Raw genomic sequence first — 22,085 nt, forward strand, 5'->3', positions numbered from 1 at the left:
GGGGGCTCCTGCCTCAGATCGCGAGCTGCTGCTCATCGCGGTTCAGCCAGCGGCGGTAGACGGAGGTGAAGACGATCAGGATGGCCAGCAGCAGGATGCCGTAGGCCGCCGACTGCGCGAAGTCACGCGGTTGCTGACCGAAGCCGAGGTAGTAGGCCCAGGTCACGAGGATCTGCGCCTCGGGCGCGGTGTCGCCGAACAGCAGGAAGATGACGGCGAACTGGTTGAACGTCCAGATGACGCCGAGGAGGACGACGGTGGAGCTGACCGAGCGCAGGCCCGGCAGGGTGACGTAGCGGAAGCGCTGCCAGGCGCTCGCGCCGTCCATCTCCGCCGCCTCGTACAGCGAGGAGTCGATGGACTGCAGGCCGCCGAGCAGCGAGACCATCATGAACGGCACACCGCACCAGGTGTTGACCATGATCGCGGCGAACCGCTGCCAGAAGGTGTCCTCCAGCCACAGCGGTGCCGGCAGGTGCAGTGCTTCGAGGCCGGCGTTGATCACACCGCCGTCGGCGAGCATGAACCGCCAGCCGAAGACGGTGACGAAGGTCGGCACGGCCCAGGGCAGGACCAGGATCAGCCGGTAGAAGGTGCGGCCGCGCAGCTTCTGGTTGAGCAGCAGCGCGAGGCCGAGGCCGATGAAGTAGTGCAGGGCGACGCAGAGCGCCGTCCAGACGATCGTCCAGATGAAGTGCGACCAGAAGCGGTCGTACGACGTCGGGCCCCAGAGGATGTCGGCGTAGTTGTCGAAGCCGATGAACTCGTAGGTGGCCTCGATGCGGTTGGCGCCGATGGTGCGCGCCGAGTTGAGGCTGTTGGCGTTGGTGAGGGTGAGGTAGAGCCCGCGCGCCAGCGGATACAGCACCAGGACGCCGAGCACGACGACCACCGGGGCGATCATCGCGTACGCGTACCAGAACCGCTGGTACGACTGCTTCAGACGCGACAGCGGGCCCGGGCGCCCGCCCGGTTCACCTCGGCGTTTGCCGGTCGCTCGGTCGATGGCGACTGTCATCGTTCGACACCTTCTGGAAGATCACTGGAAGATCGGGGGCTGGGCTGCCCGGGGCTGGGCTGCCCGGGGAGCGGGCCGGTGGCCGCCGCGTCCGTCCCCCGGCGCGGCCGGGAGGGCGGGACACGGCGGCCACCCGGGATCACTTGCTGTAGTCCGGGACCAGCTTGGCGATCGCGGTCTCCGCGTTGCCCAGGCCCTTGTCCAGGGACTCCTTGCCGCCGGCGATCGCGAGCAGCTCGGTCTCCAGCGGACCCCACAGGGAGCTGTACTCGGGCAGCTCGGGGCGCGGCTGGGCGGCGGCGAGCACGGTCTGGTAGCCGGCGATGCCCGGGTCGGCCTTCACCTCGGCGGTGTAGGCGTCGTCGCGCGTGGGCAGCGTGGAGTTCTTCAGGGCGATGGCCTCCTGGGACTTCGCCGAGGTCATGAAGTTGATGAACTTCAGCGACGCCTCCTGGTGCGCCTTGTCCGAGCCGGCGTAGACCGAGAGGTTGTGGCCGCCGGTCGGGGCACCCGCCTTGCCGGTGGAACCGGCCGGGACGGTGGCGATGCCCAGGTTGGCCTTGTCCTTGAAGGCCGAGCCCTTGTAGAAGTTCGTGATCTCCCACGGGCCCTGGATGATCGAGGCGACCTTGCCGTTGACGAAGGCGTCCTGGATGTGGGCGTAGGCGTCGGCGGTGGTGTCCGCCTTGTGCAGGCCCTTGCCGTCGAAGAGGTCGAGCCAGGTGCCGTACGCCTTCTTGGCCTCGGCGGAGTTCACGGTGATCTTCTTCTGCGCGACGTCGACGGTGTCGGTGCCCTCGCCGTAGAGGAAGGACTGGGCGTAGTAGGCCTGGGTGGAGCCCCAGTAACCGTCGACGCCGGTCTTGCCCTTGATGGTGGCGGCGGCCTTCTTCAGGTCGTCCCAGCTCTTCGGGGCCTCGGTGATGCCGGCCTTCTCGAAGAGCTCCTTGTTGTAGACGAGCGCGAGGGTGTCGGTGACGAACGGAACGCCGTAGGTCTTGCCGTCGTACTGGGCCTGCTTGATCAGGCTGGGCTGGAACTTGTCCTGGTCCTTGAGGGCCTCGGTGCCGTCCAGCGGCAGGAAGAAGCCCTTCTTGGCGAAGGCGGGCGTCCAGCCGACCTCGGAGCGCAGGATGTCCGGCGCGCCCGTGGCGCCGGCGGCGGTGTCGAACTTGTTCTGCGCCTGGTCGAAGGGCACGTTGACGTACTTGACCTTGATGTTCTTGTTGGCGGCCTCGAACTCCTTGACCAAGGCCTTGTACGTCGGCGCCTCATTGGTGGCGTTGGAGGTGTCCCACCAGGTGATGGTGACCGGACCGTCGGCCGATTCGCCGCTGTCGCTTCCGCCGCAGGCCGTCGCCGTGAGGGCGATCGACGCCACCAGCGCGGTGGCCGCTATGCCACGCCGCATGAGATCTCCTTGAGGGTGAAAGCCCGTGTACCGGGCAGAGGGCCCCGTCTGCCGCTCCTGCCGGGTTCCGGCCGCGCCGTCGCCGCCGCCGGGCGAGGCCGAACGTAACAGCGTTGTAAGCGCGACGAAAGACCTTGCTGCAAAAAATTGCAACCACGGGGGATGGTTATCGGCCCGTAACCTGCGCTCGACTTGGCCGAAACCCGACATCAGGGCCGCTCAGCGGGGGTTCAGGTGACTGTGCAAGACTCTGCAAGCTCTTGCCACCACTGGCCTGGACGGCCATCATCACCCTGTCGACGCCTTGCGAAGGCCACCCCTTCCGCACACGGGCGCCCCCCACGGACACCGACCAGAATCACGAGGGACCGCGATGACGCAGCAGCCCGCGGTGGGCCGCCTCCCCGCCCACCCGCGACGCCGGGCCGGTGGGCAAGCGCAGGTCCGGCCGGTACAGTCCGGTGCTGTGACCACACGGCTTGCCGACATCGCAGCCCAGGCGGGGGTCAGCGAGGCGACTGTCAGCCGCGTCCTGAACGGGAAGCCGGGCGTCGCCGCGACCACTCGCCAGTCCGTTCTGGCCGCCCTCGACGTGCTGGGCTACGAGCGGCCGGTCCGGCTGCGGCAGCGCAGCGCGGGCCTGGTGGGCCTCATAACCCCGGAGCTGGAGAACCCCATATTCCCGGCCCTGGCGCAGGTCATCGGCCAGGCGCTGACCCGGCAGGGGTACACCCCGGTGCTCGCCACCCAGACCCCCGGCGGATCGACGGAGGACGAGCTGACGGAGATGCTGGTCGACCGGGGGGTCGCCGGCATCATCTTCGTCTCCGGTCTGCACGCCGATACTTCCGCCGACATGCAGCGCTACGAGCAACTGCGCGCCCAGGGCGTGCCGTTCGTCCTCGTCGACGGTTTCTCACCGAAGGTCCAGGCCCCCTTCATCTCGCCGGACGACCGGGCGGCGATGTCGCTCGCGGTGACGCACCTGGTCTCGCTCGGGCACACCCGGATAGGTCTGGCGCTGGGCCCGAAGCGGTTCGTGCCGGTGCAGCGCAAGATCGAGGGTTTCGTCCGCACGGTGCAGGACCAGCTGGGGCTCCCGGCCGCGACCGTCGAGTCCGAACTCGTCCAGCACTCCCTCTACACGCTGGAGGGAGGCCAGGCCGCGGCCATGGCACTCATCGACCGGGACTGCACGGCGGTGGTGTGCGCGAGCGACATGATGGCGCTCGGCGCGATCCGGGCGGCCCGGCAGCGGGGGCTGGAGGTTCCGGACGACATCTCGGTCGTCGGCTTCGACGACTCCCCCCTGATCGCCTTCACCGACCCACCGCTGACGACCGTCCGCAAGCCGGTGCCGGCGATGGGACAGGCGGCGGTGCGGACGTTGCTGGAGGAGATCGGGGGGACTCCGGCGCCGCACAGTGAGTTCGTGTTCATGCCGGAACTGGTGGTGCGGGGGTCGACCGCCTCGGCACCTGGGGACCGCTCTCGTACCTGAGGCGGAGACAGGGGGGAACCATGCGGTACGTACGGAGGACAAGGCCCTCGGTGCTACCCCGACGGACGTGCGTGACGAACCCGACCAGAGGATGATCGGTGGGGTACCGGATTTCTGGCAGACTCTGTGCCCATGGGTGAAACGACCGTGACGACACTGGAGGAAGGCCGGGAGCAGGCCGCTCCGCGGTCCGTCACGGGCGCGCCGGAGCAGAGGTTCCTGCACCGACTGAGGGTCCCGCGCAGGCCGCGTCTGTGGTTCGAGATCCTGCTGATCGCGGTGAGTTACTGGACGTACTCCCTGATCCGCAACGCGGTCCCCGAGCAGAAGACGCAGGCGCTGAAGAACGCCGACTGGATCTGGAAGGTGGAGCACCACCTCGGGATCGCGGTCGAGGAGACGATCAACCACTCCGTGAACTCGGTGACATGGCTGATCGTCGGCATGAACTACTACTACGCGACCTTGCACTTCATCGTCACGCTGAGTGTCCTCGTGTGGATCTACCGTAGTCATCCGGGCCGTTACGCGGCGACGCGTCTGGTCCTCTTCGCGACCACCGCCGTGGCCCTGGTCGGCTACTACTTCTACCCGCTGGCGCCGCCCAGGCTGATGACGGGCGAGAACTTCATCGACACGGTCGTCGTCCACCAGACCTGGGGCTCCATGGCCTCGGGCGACCTGAAGAACATGTCCAACCAGTACGCGGCGATGCCGTCCATGCACATCGGCTGGTCGCTGTGGTGCGGGCTGACGATCTTCGCGCTGGCGTCGGTGCCGTGGGTGCGGGTGCTGGGCCTGCTCTACCCCACGCTGACGCTCGTCGTCATCGTGGCCACCGCCAACCACTTCTGGCTGGACGCGGTCGGCGGCATGCTCTGCCTCGCCTTCGGCTACGGCGTGGCCCGCGCCTGGTACGGCACCCTGCCGTACGCGCTGCCACGCCAGGTGACGGGGAGCATCCGGGAACCGGAACTGGAACCGGTCAAGGCGTAGCCCCGAAGGGTACGCGGGGCGGGTTGGACCACGCACCCCTCAGCGATCACCCCGCGGCGGCCGTGTCGAGCCTCCGGACCAGCACGGCCACACCGACAGGCATTCCGACCACATAGCCGACCACGAGCCCGATGCCCTGGTCGGCGGTCGCGGGGAGGGCCCAGTTCGTCACCGCGGCCACCGTCAGGGCCACCGCCGCGAGCGTCAGGAACGCGGCCGCGACAGCACGCCCACGCGGGCGACGCCCCGCCCGGTACCGCTCGACCGCGGGACCGAAGCAGGCCATGCCGACCATCGTGGCCACAAGGGCGGGATCGGGCAGCCATCCGAAGGGCCACCCCACCAGCGCGCCGATCCCGGCAACGGTGAGGCCGACAACCTCCAGCCACACGGTCGTGACCACCGGGTCCGACGACAGCACGGTCCCCCATGACGGACGCCGCACGGCCCCGCCGCTGCCGTCCTCCGCGCCCTCTTCTTCACCCACACGCGCAGACTAACCGTGGTCAGGGCGGATGCGGCCGGTCCGGACGACGGCAGCGATCCGACGCCCCGGACCCGCCCCCGGCCGGACGGCGCTTCCCGCAGGCACTGCGGCTAGGCTCGTGCCCGTACGGCCTTGATCGGCGGAGTGACGGGAGGCCCGGGATGACGGCGCCGGGGCGCAGGAGCAGTACGTACTCGCGACTGCTGCGGCACGGTTTCACCGATGCCGGCGTCGCCGAGCGGCTGCTGGAGAGCGAGGAACTGTCGGCCGTACGGAGCGACCCGGTCCTGCTGGACGCGCTCGGGGCGACCGCCGACCCCGACCTCGCCCTGCTGGGCCTCGTACGGCTGCTGGAGGCGCAACCGGACCGTACGGCCCGGCGGGCGGTGCTGGACACGTTGATAGCGGCCAAGCCGCTGCGGGACCGGCTGCTGGGGGTGCTCGGCGCGTCCGCCGCGCTCGGTGACCACCTGGCCCGGCACGCGCAGGACTGGCAGGCGCTCGTGACGTACGAGCCGCGGGACCTGCACCCGGGCGTCGAGGAGTTCGAACGGGGGCTCGCGGAGGCCACCGACCCCGTCGCCCTGCGAGTCGCCTACCGCCGCTGTCTGCTCTCCATCGCCGCCCGTGACGTCTGCGGTACGACGGACGTCGCCCAGACCGCCGCCGAGCTCGCCGATCTCGCCACCGCAACGCTCCGCGCCGCCCTCGCGATCGCCAGTGCCGCCGCGCCGGAGGACGCGGAGCTGTGCCGGCTCGCGGTGATCGCGATGGGCAAGTGCGGCGGCCACGAACTCAACTACGTCTCCGACGTCGATGTCATCTTCGTCGGGGAGACGGCGGACGGGGCGGACGAGCAGAAGGCGATCCGGGCCGCGACCCGGCTCGCCTCGCACATGATGCGGATCTGCTCCGAGACGACCGTCGAGGGCAGCATCTGGCCGGTCGACGCCAACCTGCGGCCGGAGGGGCGCAACGGCCCCCTCGTCAGGACGCTCAGCAGCCATCTGGCGTACTACCAACGGTGGGCGAAGACCTGGGAGTTCCAGGCACTGCTCAAGGCCCGGCCGGTCGCGGGCGACCTCGAACTGGGCGAGGCATACGTCACCGCGCTCGAACCGCTCGTCTGGAAGGCGGCCGAGCGGGAGAACTTCGTCACCGACGTGCAGCGCATGCGGCGCCGGGTGGTGGAGAACATCCCGGCCGCAGAGGTCGAGCGGCAGCTCAAGCTCGGGCCGGGCGGGTTGCGGGACGTCGAGTTCGCCGTCCAGATGCTCCAGCTGGTGCACGGACGCGGGGACACGTCCCTGCGCAGCGGGACCACGCTCGACGCGCTGGGCGCGCTGGCCGCCGGCGGCTATGTGGGGCGGGCGGACGCGGCCCAACTCGACGCGGCCTACCGCTTCCTGCGCTCCATGGAGCACCGCATCCAGCTCTACCGGCTGCGCCGAACCCACCTCGTCCCCGAGGGCGACGACGACCTGCGGCGGATCGGCCGTTCCCTCGGCCTGCGCACCGATCCGATCGCCGAGCTGAACCGCGAGTGGCGGCGCCACGCGGCCGTAGTACGACGGCTTCACGAGAAGCTCTTCTACCGGCCGCTCCTCGACGCCGTCGCCCAACTCGCCCCCGGTGAGACCAGGTTGAGCGCCGACGCGGCCCGCGAACGCCTCGTCGCCCTCGGCTACGCCGACCCTGCCTCGGCCTTGCGCCACCTGGAGGCCCTGGCCTCCGGCGTCTCGCGCAAGGCGGCCATCCAACGCACGCTGCTGCCGGTGCTGTTGGGGTGGTTCGCCGACTCCGCCGACCCCGACGCGGGGCTGCTCAACTTCCGCAAGGTCTCCGACGCGCTCGGCCGGACCCCTTGGTACCTCCGGCTGCTGCGGGACGAGGGCGCGGCGGCGGAGAACCTGGCGCGCGTGCTGTCCGCGGGACGCCTGGCGCCCGACCTGCTCATGCGCGCCCCGGAGGCGGTCTCGCTGCTCGGTGACGGGGACGGGGTCGCCGGTGGCGCCGGCGGTCTCGAAGCCCGGGAGCGCGCCCAGCTGGAGCAGGAGATCCTCGCCGCCGTGGGCCGGGCCGACGGCGCCCAGCAGGGTGTCACGGCCGCGCGCGGCGTCCGCCGCCGGGAACTGTTCCGTACGGCCGCCATGGACATCGTCGGCTCCTACGGCACCGAGGCGGCCCCGGCGACGGCCGACCAGGGTGCCCTCGTGGACCTCGTCGGCGGCGCGGTCTCCGACCTCACGGCCGCGACCCTCGCGGGCACCCTGCGGGCCGTGGTCCGCGAGGGCTGGGGCGACACGCTCCCCACCCGTTTCGCGGTGATCGGCATGGGCCGCTTCGGCGGTCACGAACTGGGCTACGGCTCCGACGCCGACGTCCTGTTCGTCCACGAGCCGCGCGAGGGCGCCGACGAACAGGAGGCGGCCCGCGCCGCGAACGCGGTCGTCTCCGAGATGCGCCGCCTGCTCCAGCTCCCGAGCGCCGACCCGCCGCTCCTCATCGACGCGGACCTGCGCCCCGAGGGCAAGACCGGCCCGCTCGTACGGACGCTGAAGTCGTACGAGGCCTACTACCGCCGGTGGTCCCTGGTGTGGGAGTCGCAGGCCCTGCTGCGCGCCGAACCGGTGGCCGGGGACGCGGAGCTGGGCCGCCGCTTCATCGACCTCGTCGATCCGCTGCGCTACCCGGCGGACGGACTCGGCGACGACGCCGTGCGCGAGATCCGGCGCATCAAGGCCCGTATGGAGTCGGAGCGGATGCCGCGTGGTGCCGATCCGACCCTGCACACCAAGCTCGGCCGCGGCGGCCTCTCCGACGTCGAGTGGACCGTCCAGCTCCTCCAACTCCAGCACGGCCACCGCGAGCCGGGCCTGCGCACGACCCGCACCCGCGCGGCGCTGGCCGCCGCCCGCGAGGCCGGCCTGGTGGGCGCCGAGGACGCGGCCATACTGGACGAGGCCTGGGTGCTGGCCACCCGCGTCCGCAACGCCGTGATGCTCGTACGGGGCCGCGCGGGCGACACGTTCCCCTCCCACGGCCGTGAACTCGCCGCCGTGGGCCGGTACTTGGGGTACGGCCCCGGCCATGTGGGCGACATGCTCGACGACTACCGCCGCATCACACGACGGGCTCGGGCGGTGGTGGACGAGCTGTTCTACGGGGGCTGAGCCCCGCCGGAGGACCATGAGCTTTCGTGACCGTGGGCGGCGCGGCGCAGACGGGTTTTCTGGTTCTCGGTGGCGCCCGGCGCGGTTTTCGGCTTCGGTAGGGGGAGCCGTACCTCCGGACGTGGTGGCGGTACGGCAGAGGCGAAAAGTCGAAGGCGACTTGGAGGACGAGGGATGCAGTACACGCTCGAAGTGATTCCGCTGCCGGTGAGCGACATCGACCGGGCCCGGGACTTCTACCGGGACAAGGTCGGTTTCCACGTCGACATCGACCAGGAGGTCATGCCGGGCATGCGGATCGTCCAGCTGACTCCCCCGGGCTCCGGCTGTTCGATCGCCCTCGGCGACGCCATCTGGGACATGGCCCAGGGCGAGACCACGCCGACCCCCGGCTCCTACCAGGGCCTGCAGCTCTGCGTCGCCGACATCAAGGCCGCCCACGCCGAGCTCCGCGAACGCGGCCTCGACGTCTCCGAGCCCGTCCAGTACACCCCCGACGACGGCGCCACCTTCATGTACTTCAAGGACCCGGACGGCAACGGCTGGTCGATCCAGGAGTACCGGCGCAGGGCCACGGAGCCGCTGCACCAGGTGCTGGCGGAGCTCGCGGAACGGCAGTAGTCCGGCCGCGGCCGGCGGGCGGGGATATTCGCTCGCGGCCGCCGCCCGGCGGCTGGCAGGGTGCCGGGCATGGCTCCCCAGTACGAGATCCGTGCCGACTACGACGCCCGCACGATCGTGGTGTACCAGGCGTACGCACCCGCGATCGCCGACGCGGCGCTGCGGGCGGGCCGGTTCGTCGAGCCGTTCTCGTTCCGCCGGATGACGTGGATCAAGCCGTCGTTCCTGTGGCTGATGCACCGCAGCAACTGGGCCGGCAAGCCCGGTCAGGAGCGGGTGCTCGCGGTGCGGATCACCCGCGAGGGGTGGGAGGAGGCGCTGTCACGGGCGGTGCTGACGACGGCGGACCCGGCGGCGGTGGCCGGGGCCGCCGTCCATGTCCAGTGGGACCCGGAGCGCTCGGCGCGCGGGGCCGCGCTGAACCACTACAGCATCCAGGTCGGCATCGGCCGCCATCTGATCCGGACCTTCACCGACGAGTGGGTCGTCGGCCTGACGGACCTCACCCCGCGGGTCCACAAGGCCGCGGCCCTGGTGCGGTCCGGGCAGACCGCGAAGGCCCAGCGCCTGTTCCCCGCCGAACGCGTCTATCCGCTGCCCCCGGCACTGGACGGCCTGCGCACTCCGCGTTGAGCCCCCGCGTGGTACGACGACGGCCTTCGCGGTCGGCGGCCTTCGCAGTCGACGGCCTTCGCAGTCGACGGCCTTCGCGGTCGGCGGCCTTCGCGGGTTTGCATCGCGGTGGGCGTCCGGTGGCCGTACTGTCGGATCCGTCACCGAGGAGGGCTCCTGATGCGCAGCGTGACCTATTCGATGAACGTCTCCCTGGACGGCTACATCGTCGGGCCGGACGGCGGCTTCGACTGGTCCGAGCCCGAACCGGAGGTCTTCCGCTTCTGGATCGACGAGATCCGGGACGTCGGCGTCCACCTGATGGGACGACGGCTGTACGAGACGATGCTGTACTGGGAGACGGCCGAGCAGGACCCCGCGCTCGGCGACGCGGAGCGCGAATGGACCGCGCTCTGGAATCCGCTCCCGAAGGTGGTGTTCTCCACGACGCTGTCGGCGGTGGAGGGCCATGCCCGTCTGGCCTCCGGCGGTGTGGCGGAGGAGATCGAGCGGCTGCGGGCCGAGCCGGGCGACGGCGACATCGCGATCGGCGGCGCGACCCTCGCCGCCCAGGCGGCCGAGGCGGGCCTGATCGACGAGTACCGGGCCATCGTCTACCCGGTGCTGGTCGGCGGCGGCATCCCCTTCTTCCCCCGGGACGAACGCCGGGTGAACCTGGAACTCGTCGAGACCCGCCCCATCGCCACGAAGGTCGTCTACCTCCGCCACCGCGTGCTGCGCTAGAGCCGTGCCCGACACATGGGCGGAGTGGCAGGCGTCCGTTCCGGAGCGGAGAATTTTCGAAGGGACGTCCTCCCTGCCCTGCGGAGGTGCCATGTCGGATCCGCTCACCGTCCTGTCGCAGGCACGCCGGGGTCCCGTGCCGCCGGACTGGCGTGTGTTCAGCAAGAAGCGGGGCAAACTGTCCGGCTTCTTCCACGGCACGTCGGACGATCCGGACCCGCTGCTGGTGATCACACCGGACGGTGCCGTCGAGTACATCAGCGAACGCAAGCCGCTGAAGATCGTCGCCTTTCAAGACCTTGCCGACATGAGACTGCGGGTGGCCAGTTCCGATTCATCGGCCGCCGTCTCCACATGGGTCGACCTTCGCTACCTCGACGGCAACAAAGCGAAGTGGCGGTCCGCCGGGTTCGACCTGGAGGCGATCCAGGGCTTCATCGAGGCCTACGGCGTCCACAAGGCGCTCCACGGGTACGCGTGAACCTCTGGGCCGGGCGGAATCCACATGCTGGGCCCGATCCTGTCCAGCGCCGCTGGACAGGGGCAGGGCCCGCGGTCGCCGACCACGGGCCCCGTTCACACGCCGACAGGAACCTCCGACCTGCGCCTACAGCACCGGCAGGTTCTTCCGCAGCTCGAAGGCCGTGACCTCGCTGCGGTACTCCTCCCACTCCTGGCGCTTGTTGCGCAGGAAGAAGTCGAAGACGTGCTCGCCGAGGGTCTCGGCGACGAGGTCGCTGCGTTCCATGAGGGAGAGTGCCTCGCCGAGGTTCTGCGGGAGGGGCTCGATGCCCATGGCGCGGCGCTCGGCGTCCGAGAGGGCCCAGACGTCGTCCTCGGCGCCCGGCGGCAGCTCGTAGCCCTCCTCGATGCCCTTGAGGCCGGCGGCCAGGAGCATGGCGTAGGCCAGGTAGGGGTTCGCGCCGGAGTCCAGGGAGCGGACCTCGACCCGGGCCGAGCCCGTCTTGCCGGGCTTGTACATGGGGACGCGGACCAGGGCGGAGCGGTTGTTGTGGCCCCAGCAGATGTACGAGGGGGCCTCGCCGCCGGCCCCGGCGGTGCGCTCGGTGCCGCCCCAGATGCGCTTGTAGGAGTTGACCCACTGGTTGGTCACGGCGGCGATCTCGGCGGCGTGCTTCAGCAGACCCGCGATGAAGGAGCGGCCGACCTTGGAGAGCTGGTACTCCGCGCCGGACTCGTAGAACGCGTTCCGGTCGCCCTCGAAGAGGGAGAGGTGGGTGTGCATGCCCGAGCCCGGGTGCTCGGAGAACGGCTTGGGCATGAAGGTCGCCTGGACGCCCTGCTCCAGCGCCACCTGCTTCATGACCAGGCGGAACGTCATGATGTTGTCGGCCGTGGAGAGCGCGTCCGCGTACCTGAGGTCGATCTCCTGCTGGCCGGGGGCGCCCTCGTGGTGGGAGAACTCGACCGAGATGCCCATGGACTCCAGCATCGTGATCGCCTGGCGGCGGAAGTCCATGCCGACGTTCTGCGGGGTGTGGTCGAAGTACCCGGAGTTGTCGGCCGGGGTCGGGCGGGAGCCGTCCGTCGGCTTGTCCTTCAGCAGGAAGAACTCGATCTCCGGGTGGGTGTAGAAGGTGAAGCCCAGGTCGGAGGCCTTGGCCAAGGCCCGCTTCAGCACATACCGGGGGTCCGCGAAGGACGGGGAGCCGTCCGGCATGAGGATGTCGCAGAACATCCGGGCGGTGCCCGGTGCCTCCGCGCGCCACGGCAGGACCTGGAAGGTCGACGGATCCGGCTTGGCGATCATGTCGGACTCGTATACGCGCGCGAAGCCCTCGATGGCCGAGCCGTCGAAGCCGATGCCCTCGTCAAACGCCTGTTCCAGCTCGGCGGGGGCCACGGCCACGGACTTCAGGAAGCCCAGCACGTCCGTGAACCACAGGCGTACGAAACGGATGTCGCGCTCCTCCAACGTACGGAGCACGAACTCCTGCTGCTTGTCCATCTTCCGCTTCCACCCATTCCTTGCTGGTCAGGCCGCCTTGCTCCCGAGCCACGGGAGGCGGTCGGGCACCTGAGCATCCCACCACAACACCATTTCGTGCGCGTTGCGCACCTTGATCCACCGAGCGGCCTCCGGTCGAACGCCCGGCGTACGGCAGGTGTACCGCTCGCACCGCCGCTCAACCGCTCTCCCGCCCATCTTGCCTGCTCGCGCCGACATCCGTAACGCCCGAGTGGACCGACATCCGCCGGACGCCCGTCCCGCGTGCCCAGAAAACCGCGCGGCATCCGTGACCGGCGGGCAGCATGGGAGACGGGATCCCTCGTTTACGAGAGGGAGCGGATCAAATTACGATCAGTCGATCCGACCGTCCCATCCGAACCATCCCCCACTAAGGACACATCCCATGGCCGCCAAGACCAACAGCAGCGGGGACCGCAAGGCGCGCATCGAGGCGATGCGCCGTGCCGAGCGTTCCCGTGAGCGCCGGAACCGGATCCTCACGATCGGCGCCAGCGTGCTGATAGTCGCCGGCCTCGTCGTGGGCGGGACGGTCCTGATCCGCTCGCAGTCCGACGACAACGGCAGCAGCGTGGCCGGTGACTCCAAGTCGACCGGCAAGTGGGAGACCGGCTCGGACGGCGTGAAGACCTGGAGCACCAAGCTCGCCCAGAACCACGTCACCAAGACCGTGAAGTACCCGATGGAGCCCCCGGTGGGCGGCGACCACAACCCGGTCTGGCAGAACTGCAACGGCGACGTCTACGACAAGGCCATCAAGAACGAGAACGCCGTGCACTCGCTGGAGCACGGCGCGGTCTGGGTGACCTACAACAGCAAGGCCTCCGAGGCCGACGTCAAGGCGCTCGCGGAGAAGGTCAAGAAGACCCCGTACACGCTGATGAGCCCGGTCGAGGACCAGAAGGACCCGATCATGCTCAGCGCGTGGGGCCACCAGCGCACGGTGACCGGTGCGAAGGACCCGAACCTCGACAAGTTCTTCGAGACCTACGTCCAGGGCAAGCAGACGCCCGAGCCGGGTGCCGCCTGCACCAACGGCGTCTCCTGACGGCCGGCGAACGACGAGCGACGAACGACGAGTGGCGAACGACGAGTGAGTGACGACAGCGGGCCTGGCACAGTGGGAAGCATGAAGCACATCGGTTGGATCGCCTCCGGGGCCGCGGCGGTACTCGTCGCGGCCGGGGCGATCACGTACGCGGTCGCCGACGGTGACGACTCCGGGCTGAAGGCCCCCGCCGCCGACTCCGCCGACGCGGGGTTCGCCCGGGACATGGCCGTCCATCACCAGCAGGCCGTGGAGATGTCGTACATCGTGCGCGACCGGACGGACGACGAGGAGGTCCGGCGGCTCGCGTACGACATCGCGCAGACGCAGGCCAACCAGCGCGGCATGATGATCGGCTGGCTCGATCTGTGGGGCCTGCCGAAGGTGTCGTCCGAGCAGCCGATGTCCTGGATGGGCATGGGTGACATGGCCTCCGGCGAGGACGGCTCGCTGATGCCCGGGATGGCGACCGACGCCGAGATGGAGAAGCTCGGCAAGCTGAACGGCAAGCAGGCCGAGGTCTTCTTCCTCCAGTTGATGACCGACCACCACAAGGGCGGCGTCCACATGGCGGAGGGCTGTGTCTCCAAGTGCACCGTCGGTGTCGAGAAGAAGCTCGCCCAGGGCATGGTGAACGCCCAGGAGTCCGAGATCTCCTTGATGACGGGCATGTTGAAGGAGCGGGGCGCCGCGCCGCGCTCCTGACGGCCGTCCGTGCCGCGGCGGTGGTGGGGCGACCGCGAACGTGGGGCGCCCCACACCCCATTGCGTCGCTCTGACGATTACACTGGGCCGCGTGCCTCAACTTCGTCTCGCTTTGAATCAGATCGACTCGACCGTCGGCGATCTCGCCGCAAACGCCGAGGCGGTGGTCCGCTGGACCCGGCACTCAGCCGAGCAGGGAGCGCATCTGGTGGCGTTCCCGGAGATGGTGCTGACCGGGTACCCCGTCGAGGATCTGGCGTTGCGCCAGTCCTTCGTGGAGGCGTCCCGCGCCGCGCTGAAGGCGCTGGCCGCGCGGCTCGCCGACGAGGGCTTCGGGGAGCTGCCGGTGATCGTCGGCTACCTCGACCGTTCCGAGTCCGCCGCGCCGAAGTACGGCCAGCCGGCCGGGGCGCCCCGGAACGCGGGCGCGGTGCTGCACCGGGGCGAGGTGGCACTCACCTACGCCAAGCACCACCTCCCCAACTACGGCGTCTTCGACGAGTTCCGCTACTTCGTGCCCGGCGACACGATGCCGGTGCTGCGGCTGCACGGCGTCGACATCGCCCTCGCCATCTGCGAGGACCTCTGGCAGGACGGCGGCCGCGTCCCGGCCGCCCGGTCCGCCGGAGCCGGGCTGCTGCTCTCCATCAACGCCTCGCCGTACGAGCGCGACAAGGACGACACCCGGCTCGAACTGGTGCGCAAGCGCGCGCAGGAGGCCGGCTGCACGACCGCGTACCTGGCGATGATCGGCGGCCAGGACGAGCTGGTCTTCGACGGTGACTCGATCGTCGTCGACCGGCACGGCGAAGTGGTCGCGCGGGCACCGCAGTTCGCGGAGGGCTGTGTGGTCCTGGACCTGGACCTTCCGGCGGCGGCCGCCGATCCGGTCGAGGGTGTCGTCGACGACGGACTGCGCATCGACCGGCTCGTCCTCTCCGAGGAGCCGCTGCCCGCGTACGAACCGGAGCTGACCGGCGGGTACGCGGAACGCCTCGACGACGACGAGGAGGTGTACTCGGCACTGGTGGTGGGCCTGCGGGCGTACGCCGCGAAGAACGGCTTCTCGTCCGTGCTGATCGGGCTCTCCGGCGGTATCGACTCGGCGCTCGTCGCGGCGATCGCGTGCGACGCGCTGGGCGCGCAGAACGTCTACGGCGTGTCCATGCCGTCGAAGTACTCCTCGGACCACTCCAAGGGTGACGCGGCGGAGCTGGCGCGGCGGACGGGCCTGAACTTCCGCACGGTCCCGATCGAGCCCATGTTCGACGCCTACATGGCGTCGACCGAGCTGACGGGCCTGGCCGAGGAGAACCTCCAGTCGCGCCTGCGCGGCACGCTGCTGATGGCGATCTCCAACCAGGAGGGCCACATCGTGCTCGCGCCCGGCAACAAGTCGGAGCTGGCAGTGGGTTATTCGACGCTCTACGGCGACTCGGTGGGTGCGTACGGCCCCATCAAGGACGTGTACAAGACGTCGATCTTCCGCCTCGCCGAGTGGCGCAACCGGGCGGCCGCGGAGCGGGGCCAGACCCCGCCGATCCCGGAGAACTCCATCTCCAAGCCCCCGAGCGCGGAGCTCCGCCCCGGTCAGGTGGACACGGACTCCCTCCCGGACTATCCGGTCCTGGACGCGATCCTCGCGCTGTACGTCGACCGCGACCAGGGCGCCGACGCGATCGTCGCCGCCGGTTTCGACCGGGAGCTGGTCACCAGGACGCTCCGCATGGTCGACACCGCCGAGTACAAGCGGCGCCAGTACCCGCCGGGCACGAAGATCTCCCCGAAGGGCTTCGGCAAGGACCGCCGACTGCCGATCACGAACCGGTGGCGCGAGCAGGCGTAGGCACCGGGTCGCCGAGTCGCCGGGCCGAGGCCTGAGGGCGGGTCCCCTCAGGCCTCCGGGTCCGTCGAGATTTCAGGGTCCGACAAGAATTCGGGCCCGAGAAGACCTCGGGTCCGCCAAGACCTCGGGTCCCTCATACCTCCGCGTCCCTCAGGCCGACGCAGTCCAGGGCCCAGAAGGGCTCCGAGTAGACGAAGCTGCCCGTCATCCACGGCTGGTGCGCGGACAGACGGGCGACCTGGAACGCGGCTTCGGGGATGCGCAGCGACGGCGGACGGAAGCCCGCCGCGACGGCGCCCTCGAAGCCGCGCGTGCCGTAGTAGTGCGGTGACCCCTCCAGGAAGACCAGCGGCACGCCCCGGCCGTCCGCAGCCGCGAGGGCGTGCGCGACGAGCCGGGTGCCGATGCCCTGCCCCTGGAACTCCGGGAGCACGCCCAGCGGTGACAGGGTCAGGACGTCCACGATCCGCCGCGGGGCGTCCAGGCGCCCCGCGCTCAGCAGCACGTGCCCGACGACCCGGTCGTCCACGGTGGCGACGAACGACATCGGCGCCACCGCGGCCTCCGCGACGCGCAACGCCTCCACGAGCCCGGGAATCCGCTCTCCGTCACCGAACGCGCGCGCATGCACCTCACGCACGTCTCGGTGATCGCCGACGGCCTCCCGCCGGATCATCGGCCTCGCGTCCGGGGAAGCCGGCCGTACATGTCCGGGGGTGTCGTGTGCCGTCATGGTCGTGAGGGTAGATCCGAGGGCGCCTCGGGGCGAGGCGTTTACGCACCCACCCGTACCGTCTCCGCCTCCCCCGGCACGTGGGACGCCACCACGCGGCCGCGTCCGGGGGCGGGCGCGGGCGTGCGGCCGGTGTCGACGGCGTAGGCCGCCGCCGCTACCGCCAGGCCGATCAGTGCGAGGGCCGCGCCCGCGCTCGCCGGGGCCGTCGTGCCGAGGCCGGCGGTCAGGGTGAGGCCGCCGATCCAGGCGCCGCCGGCGTTGGCGAGGTTGAAGGCGGCCTGGTTGGCGGAGGAGGCGAGGGAGGGGGCACCGCCGGCCTTCTCCATGACCATCAGCTGGAGGGGCGAGCCGGTGGCGAAGGCGGCGACGCCGAGGAGGAGGACGGCCAGGGCGGCGCTCCACTGCGCGGACATGAGCACCGGGAAGAGGGCCAGCACGAGGATCAGGGACGCGAGGCCGCCGAAGAGGGTGCCGCGCAGGGAGTGGTCGGCGAGGCGGCCGCCGGCCAGGTTTCCGATGGTCGCCCCCACGCCGAACAGCGCGAGCAGCATGGTCACGCTGGTCTCGGCGTACCCGGCGGAGTCCGTGAGCATCGGCGTGATGTAGCTGTAGGCGGAGAAGAGGGCGCCGAAGCCGGCGACGGTCGTGCCGAGGGCGAGCCAGACGGGCAGGGAGCGCAGGGCGCCCAGTTCGCCGCGCAGGCCGGAGGAGGGGGCCTCCGCGGGGTCGTTCGGCAGCAGGAGCGCGAGGGAGGCGATGGCGGCCAGGCCGATCGCGCTCACGCCGAGGAAAGTGATCCGCCAGCCGAAGTGCTGGCCGACGAGGGTCGCGGCGGGGACGCCGGCGACGTTGGCGATCGTCAGGCCCAGGAACATCAGCGAGACCGAGCGGGCCTTGCGCTCCGGCGCCACGAGGCCGGTCGCGACGACGGCGCCGACGCCGAAGAAGGCACCGTGCGGCAGACCGCTGAGGAAGCGGGCGGCGAGCAGCCAGTGCTCGTCTGGGGCGAGGGCGGAGAGCGCGTTGCCGGCGACGAAGAGGAGCATCAGCCCGATCAGGACCTTGCGGCGCGGCATCCGGGCGGTGGCCGCCGCGAGCAGTGGGGCGCCGATGACGACACCGAGCGCGTACGCCGAGACGAGGTGGCCGGCGGCGGGTATCGAGATGCCGAGGTCGGCGGCGACCTCGGGGAGGAGGCCCATGATGACGAACTCGGTCGTGCCGATTCCGAAGGCGCCTACGGCGAGAGCGAGCAGGGCCAAGGGCATGGCGGAGAGACCTTTCAAAGGGTGCGGTAGGACAAGGGGAAGGAAAGGAAGGAATCGGTTCCGTTCCATCGTATGTTCATTGACGGAACAAACTCCAGCCAGACGTGTATTCCCTTGTCCCGCTCACCCGCCCGACCTGCGCCGTCAGCCTCGGGAGTGTCGATCGTCACCTGCGCCGTCAGCCTCGGAGGTGTCGATCGTCACCCGCGTCGGCAGCACACGGAGAACGCCCCGGCACCCGCGCCGTCAGCCGCCCGACGTCTCCATCGTCACCCGCGCCGCCACCGGCAGATGGTCGCTGCCGGTCTCCGGGAGGGTCCAGGACGCCTTCGGCTCCATGCCCCGGACCATGATCTGGTCGATACGGGCCATCGGGAACGACGCCGGCCAGCTGAAGCCGAAGCCGTTGCCCGCCGCGCCCTGGGTGGAGCGCATCTGGGCGGTGACGGCGTTCAGGGCACGGTCGTTCATGGTGCCGTTGAGATCGCCGAGGAGGACGACCTGCTGGATCGGCTCGTCGGCGATGGCCTCGCCGAGGGCGTTGGCGCTCTTGTCGCGCTGGCGGGCGGTGAACCCGGCCTCCAGCTTCACCCGCACCGAGGGCAGATGGGCGACGTAGACGGCGACCGGCCCGTCCGGCGCCGCCACCGTCGAGCGCATCGCGCGCTCCCAGCCGAGCTTGATGTCGACGGGCTTGGTGTCGCTCATCCGGTACTTGCTCCACAGCCCGACCGTGCCGACGACCTCGTGGTACGGGTACGTCGCCGCGAGCGCCTTCTCGTACACGGGCACCGCGTTCTCGGTGAGTTCCTCCAGCGCCACCACGTCCGCGCCGGAGGCGGCCACCTCGCGGGCCGTGCCGAACGGGTCGGCGTTGTCCGCGTTGACGTTGTGGGTGACGACGGCGAGGTCGCCGCCGGCGCCGGTCTTGCTGGTGACCAGTCCGCCGAAGATGTTCAGCCAGACGACCGTGGGCACCAGGAGCGCGATGAGCGCCGTGGCCGATTTGCGGACCAGGGCGAGGACCAGCAGCAGCGGGATCGCGAGACCGAACCAGGGCAGGAACGTCTCGGTCAGACTCCCCAGGTTGCCCACGGCGTTGGGGACCTGGGCGTGCAACACCATCACCAGGGCGACGAGAACGGCGAGGACCGCGAGGACGATACCGCGCCGCCAGATCCGCCGGTCTCCTCTCCACCCGCCGAAGAGGCGGCCGAACAGGCGCCGGAATCGGGATTGTTCGCGGCCCTGACCCGTGCCGCCGCCGCCCGTCTCCGTCATGTACGCCTGCGCCATACCGTCGCCTCACTGCCTGCCGTGCACTTCTGCCCCCGCGCTCTGAAGACCCTAGGGGATGATTGCCTTCGTTCCCGCCGTCACCGGGCGGCCGTACGGGCACAAGGACGCACAACCCGCTGTTCGGAGTTCCGAACCGGTGGACAGGCCCCGACGTCTGTAACGAAACGCGCACATCGCTGTGACTCACCTCGCAGACATCGGCGCGACTCACCGCGCAGTCGGACGCAGCCCTTCGAGCACCGTGTCGACGATGTCCTCCGCCAGGTTCTCGGGCAGCGGGGCGTCCGGGCGCATGACGGTGCGGACCAGCATGGGGCCGAAGACGAGGTCGCCGACGAGGTCGATGTCGACGTCCGGGCGGAGTTCGCCGTTGTCCCGGCCCCGGCGCAGGACGTCGGCGAGGGCCTGGCGGCGGGGGGCGACGACGTCCGCGTGGTAGGCGTCCCAGATCCTGGGGCTGCTCTTCATCTGGGCGATGACGTTGTGCAGGATCGCCGAGGGCCGGTTGAGCAGGCCTCGCCTGCGGGCCGCCTCCAGGAAGACCACCAGGTCGTCACGCATCGAGGTGCCGGGCAGCACCGGGTCCGGGGGTTCGGCGGCGCGCAGGACGTCGACGAAGAGGGCCTCCTTGCCGCTCCAGCGACGGTAGATGGCCGCTTTGCCCACGCCGGCGGTGCGGGCCACCCGCTCGATCGACAACTCGGCGAGCGGCACCCCCTCTTCGAGGAGTTTCATCACGCCCTCGATGATGGACCGCTCCACGGCCTCGCTGCGGGGCCGTCCGCGTACGGGGCCGCCGTCCCGGACCCGCCCGTCGTCGGCGTGGCTCTCGGCGAGGCTCAAGGTCGACTCCGTCTCTCGTGTGCTGGCCCGGTCCGCTCGTGAGCCGGGGCGGCTCACTCGCGCGCCGGTTCGACCCGGTCGCGCGCCGGTCCGATTCTCCGTCAGTGGTCGGCGGTCACCAACTCCGTCTCCTCCTTGCCCTCTTGGCCGCCCTTCGGCCGTCCCGGCAGGAACACCGCCATGGCCACCGCGCCGAGCAGGGCGACTCCGGCCCCGCACAGGGCGGTCACATGCATGGCGTGCAGGAACGCGTCGTGGGCCGGCGTGACCAGGGCCTCGCCCCGCTCGCCGAGCCGGGCGGCGAGAGCGAGGGTGGCCTCGATGGACTCGGCGGCGGAGTGCGGGGCGCCGGCGGGCAGTTCGTCCTCGATGCCACCGCGGTAGGCGGTGGAGAGCACCGAGCCGAGGACGGCGATGCCGAGGGCGCCGCCGACCTGTCGGAAGGTGTTGCTGAGCGCGGACGCGGAGCCCGCCTTCTCGCGCGGCAGGGCCTGCATGACGACGACACTGAGCGGGGTCATCACATGGGCCATGCCGACACCCATGAGGAAGAAGACGACTTCGAGGATCCAGATCGGGGTGTCCGCGTCCAGTACGGCGAACGCGGCCAGCATCGCGGCGATCAGCGTCATGCCCGCCGTGCACACCGCGCTGTTGCCGAACCGGTCGACGACGAGGCGTGCGCGGGGTGCGAAGACGAGCTGCGCGACGGCCAGCGGGAGCATCAGCAGGCCGGTCTGGAGCGGGCTGTAGCCGCGAACGGTCTGGGTGTAGAAGACGGAGAAGAAGGTCACGCCCATCAGCGCGAAGAAGACCAGGCCGATGACTCCGATGGAGGCCGAGAACACCTTGTTCCCGAAGAACGACATGTCGATGGACGGATGGTCGCTGCGCTTCTCGAACACCACGAAGGCGGCGAGGACCGCGAGGCCGGCCGCGCTGGTCACGAGGACCGTGGCGTCGGTGAAGTCGGCGAGCTGCCCGCCGCGGATGATGCCGTAGACCAGCAGGACGAGACCGACGACGGAGAGCAGGACGCCGACGGGATCGATCCGGCCGGGGTCGGGGTCGCGCGAGTCGGGGACCAGCCAGAGCATCAGGCCGAGGGCGAGGACGACGATCGGCACGTTGATCAGGAAGACCGAGCCCCACCAGAAGTGGTCCAGGAGGACACCGCCGGTGATCGGTCCGATGGCGATGGCGAGGCCCACGCCGCCCGCCCAGATGCCGATGGCCTTCGGCTGCTCGTCGCGCTCGAAGACGTTCATCAGGACGGCGAGGGTGGCAGGCATCACGAAGGCGGCGCCGAGGCCCATCACCGCACGGAAGGCGATCAGCTCGCCAGGGGAGCCCGACAGGGCGGCCAGCGCCGAGCCGACGCCGAAGACGACGAGTCCGCCGAGCAGCACCTTCTTGCGGCCGAGGCGGTCGCCGAGGAGACCGGCGGAGAACAGCAGCCCCGCGAAGACCAGCGTGTAGGCGTTGATCGCCCACTCCAGCTCGCTCTGGGTGGCGCCCAGCCCGGTGGGGGCCGGGGTGGAGATCGTCTTGATGGCCACGTTGAGGATCGAGTTGTCGAGCACCACGATCAGCAGGCTCAGCATCAGCACACCGAGGATCACCCAGCGGCGCCGGTGCACAGCCGCCGGTATGCGGGAGTCAGGGACTGCGGTAGTCATGTCGTCGACCCTAGACCTATTTCGATACGGGACCGTCTCGTATCGTAATTCTTTTACCCGGCTCCTGCACGCCGCCGTCGGCCGCGCCGGGTGCCTGAACGGTCACAG

At 70.3% G+C, this 22,085-nt stretch carries 19 protein-coding genes; 10 read left to right on the forward strand and 9 right to left on the reverse strand.

What is annotated here, in order from left to right:
* Nucleotides 1-13: 13 nt before the first annotated feature.
* Both GWK25_RS31625 and GWK25_RS31630 read right to left on the reverse strand, forming a co-directional pair.
* Nucleotides 14-1,018 (reverse strand): carbohydrate ABC transporter permease, encoded by a 1,005-nt coding sequence (locus GWK25_RS31625; protein ID WP_215454889.1) that lies wholly within the window; start codon nt 1,016-1,018, stop codon nt 14-16.
* Nucleotides 1,019-1,157: 139 nt separating this feature from the next.
* The gene (locus tag GWK25_RS31630; protein WP_215454891.1) at nt 1,158-2,429 is read right to left on the reverse strand and encodes an extracellular solute-binding protein; all 1,272 of its coding nucleotides are present in this window, start codon (nt 2,427-2,429) and stop codon (nt 1,158-1,160) included.
* Nucleotides 2,430-2,895: 466 nt separating this feature from the next.
* On the opposite strand from GWK25_RS31630, the gene GWK25_RS31635 reads away from it, so the two are divergent.
* Nucleotides 2,896-3,930, forward strand: a complete 1,035-nt coding sequence (locus tag GWK25_RS31635; RefSeq protein ID WP_308010691.1) for a LacI family DNA-binding transcriptional regulator — start codon at nt 2,896-2,898, stop codon at nt 3,928-3,930.
* Between the two features lie 132 nt (nt 3,931-4,062).
* Entirely contained in the window at nt 4,063-4,926 is an 864-nt protein-coding gene (locus GWK25_RS31640) for a phosphatase PAP2 family protein (RefSeq protein WP_215454895.1), read from the forward strand.
* Between the two features lie 46 nt (nt 4,927-4,972).
* On the opposite strand, the gene GWK25_RS31645 is transcribed toward GWK25_RS31640, so the two are convergent.
* Nucleotides 4,973-5,413, reverse strand: coding sequence for a hypothetical protein (locus GWK25_RS31645; RefSeq protein ID WP_215454897.1), 441 nt, complete (start codon nt 5,411-5,413; stop codon nt 4,973-4,975).
* 161 nt (nt 5,414-5,574) lie between these two features.
* Between GWK25_RS31645 and GWK25_RS31650 the strand changes: the two genes are divergently transcribed.
* From GWK25_RS31650 to GWK25_RS31670, 5 genes are all read left to right on the forward strand, one after another.
* Nucleotides 5,575-8,586, forward strand: a complete 3,012-nt coding sequence (locus tag GWK25_RS31650; RefSeq protein ID WP_215454899.1) for a bifunctional [glutamine synthetase] adenylyltransferase/[glutamine synthetase]-adenylyl-L-tyrosine phosphorylase — start codon at nt 5,575-5,577, stop codon at nt 8,584-8,586.
* A 174-nt stretch (nt 8,587-8,760) separates the two neighbouring features.
* The gene (locus GWK25_RS31655) at nt 8,761-9,207 is read left to right on the forward strand and encodes a VOC family protein (protein ID WP_215454901.1); all 447 of its coding nucleotides are present in this window, start codon (nt 8,761-8,763) and stop codon (nt 9,205-9,207) included.
* Nucleotides 9,208-9,276: 69 nt separating this feature from the next.
* Nucleotides 9,277-9,840, forward strand: a complete 564-nt coding sequence (locus GWK25_RS31660) for a DUF4291 domain-containing protein (RefSeq protein ID WP_215454902.1) — start codon at nt 9,277-9,279, stop codon at nt 9,838-9,840.
* A gap of 159 nt (nt 9,841-9,999) precedes the next feature.
* Nucleotides 10,000-10,563: a dihydrofolate reductase family protein gene (locus GWK25_RS31665; protein ID WP_215454905.1), complete on the forward strand. Its 564-nt coding sequence runs from the start codon at nt 10,000-10,002 to the stop codon at nt 10,561-10,563.
* Nucleotides 10,564-10,654: 91 nt separating this feature from the next.
* Complete coding sequence (locus GWK25_RS31670; protein ID WP_215454906.1) at nt 10,655-11,044, forward strand: hypothetical protein; 390 nt, start codon at nt 10,655-10,657, stop codon at nt 11,042-11,044.
* Nucleotides 11,045-11,170: 126 nt separating this feature from the next.
* Here the strand turns inward: GWK25_RS31670 and GWK25_RS31675 are convergent, their stop codons facing one another.
* Nucleotides 11,171-12,532: a glutamine synthetase family protein gene (locus GWK25_RS31675; protein WP_215454908.1), complete on the reverse strand. Its 1,362-nt coding sequence runs from the start codon at nt 12,530-12,532 to the stop codon at nt 11,171-11,173.
* A gap of 406 nt (nt 12,533-12,938) precedes the next feature.
* Between GWK25_RS31675 and GWK25_RS31680 the strand changes: the two genes are divergently transcribed.
* From GWK25_RS31680 to GWK25_RS31690, 3 genes are all read left to right on the forward strand, one after another.
* Nucleotides 12,939-13,601 carry a DUF3105 domain-containing protein gene (locus GWK25_RS31680; RefSeq protein ID WP_215454911.1) on the forward strand — a complete coding sequence of 221 codons (663 nt, stop codon included), beginning with the start codon at nt 12,939-12,941 and terminating at the stop codon, nt 13,599-13,601.
* 81 nt (nt 13,602-13,682) lie between these two features.
* Complete coding sequence (locus GWK25_RS31685) at nt 13,683-14,306, forward strand: DUF305 domain-containing protein (RefSeq protein WP_215454914.1); 624 nt, start codon at nt 13,683-13,685, stop codon at nt 14,304-14,306.
* A 91-nt stretch (nt 14,307-14,397) separates the two neighbouring features.
* On the forward strand, nt 14,398-16,152 hold the full coding sequence (locus GWK25_RS31690) for an NAD+ synthase (RefSeq protein ID WP_215454916.1): 1,755 nt from the start codon (nt 14,398-14,400) through the stop codon (nt 16,150-16,152).
* 133 nt (nt 16,153-16,285) lie between these two features.
* Here GWK25_RS31690 and GWK25_RS31695 read toward each other — a convergent pair whose 3' ends face one another.
* The 5 genes from GWK25_RS31695 to GWK25_RS31715 form a co-directional block, all read right to left on the reverse strand.
* Nucleotides 16,286-16,885 (reverse strand): GNAT family N-acetyltransferase, encoded by a 600-nt coding sequence (locus tag GWK25_RS31695; RefSeq protein ID WP_374200651.1) that lies wholly within the window; start codon nt 16,883-16,885, stop codon nt 16,286-16,288.
* A 41-nt stretch (nt 16,886-16,926) separates the two neighbouring features.
* The gene (locus tag GWK25_RS31700; RefSeq protein WP_215454918.1) at nt 16,927-18,156 is read right to left on the reverse strand and encodes an MFS transporter; all 1,230 of its coding nucleotides are present in this window, start codon (nt 18,154-18,156) and stop codon (nt 16,927-16,929) included.
* 246 nt (nt 18,157-18,402) lie between these two features.
* The gene (locus tag GWK25_RS31705) at nt 18,403-19,452 is read right to left on the reverse strand and encodes an endonuclease/exonuclease/phosphatase family protein (protein WP_215454921.1); all 1,050 of its coding nucleotides are present in this window, start codon (nt 19,450-19,452) and stop codon (nt 18,403-18,405) included.
* Nucleotides 19,453-19,662: 210 nt separating this feature from the next.
* Nucleotides 19,663-20,298: a TetR/AcrR family transcriptional regulator gene (locus tag GWK25_RS31710; RefSeq protein ID WP_215454922.1), complete on the reverse strand. Its 636-nt coding sequence runs from the start codon at nt 20,296-20,298 to the stop codon at nt 19,663-19,665.
* Between the two features lie 101 nt (nt 20,299-20,399).
* Nucleotides 20,400-21,977, reverse strand: a complete 1,578-nt coding sequence (locus GWK25_RS31715) for an MFS transporter (RefSeq protein ID WP_215454924.1) — start codon at nt 21,975-21,977, stop codon at nt 20,400-20,402.
* Between the last annotated feature and the right edge of the window lie 108 nt (nt 21,978-22,085).

The sequence above is a fragment of the Streptomyces sp. ATCC 21386 genome (genome assembly GCF_018728545.1).
Classification (GTDB): domain Bacteria; phylum Actinomycetota; class Actinomycetes; order Streptomycetales; family Streptomycetaceae; genus Streptomyces.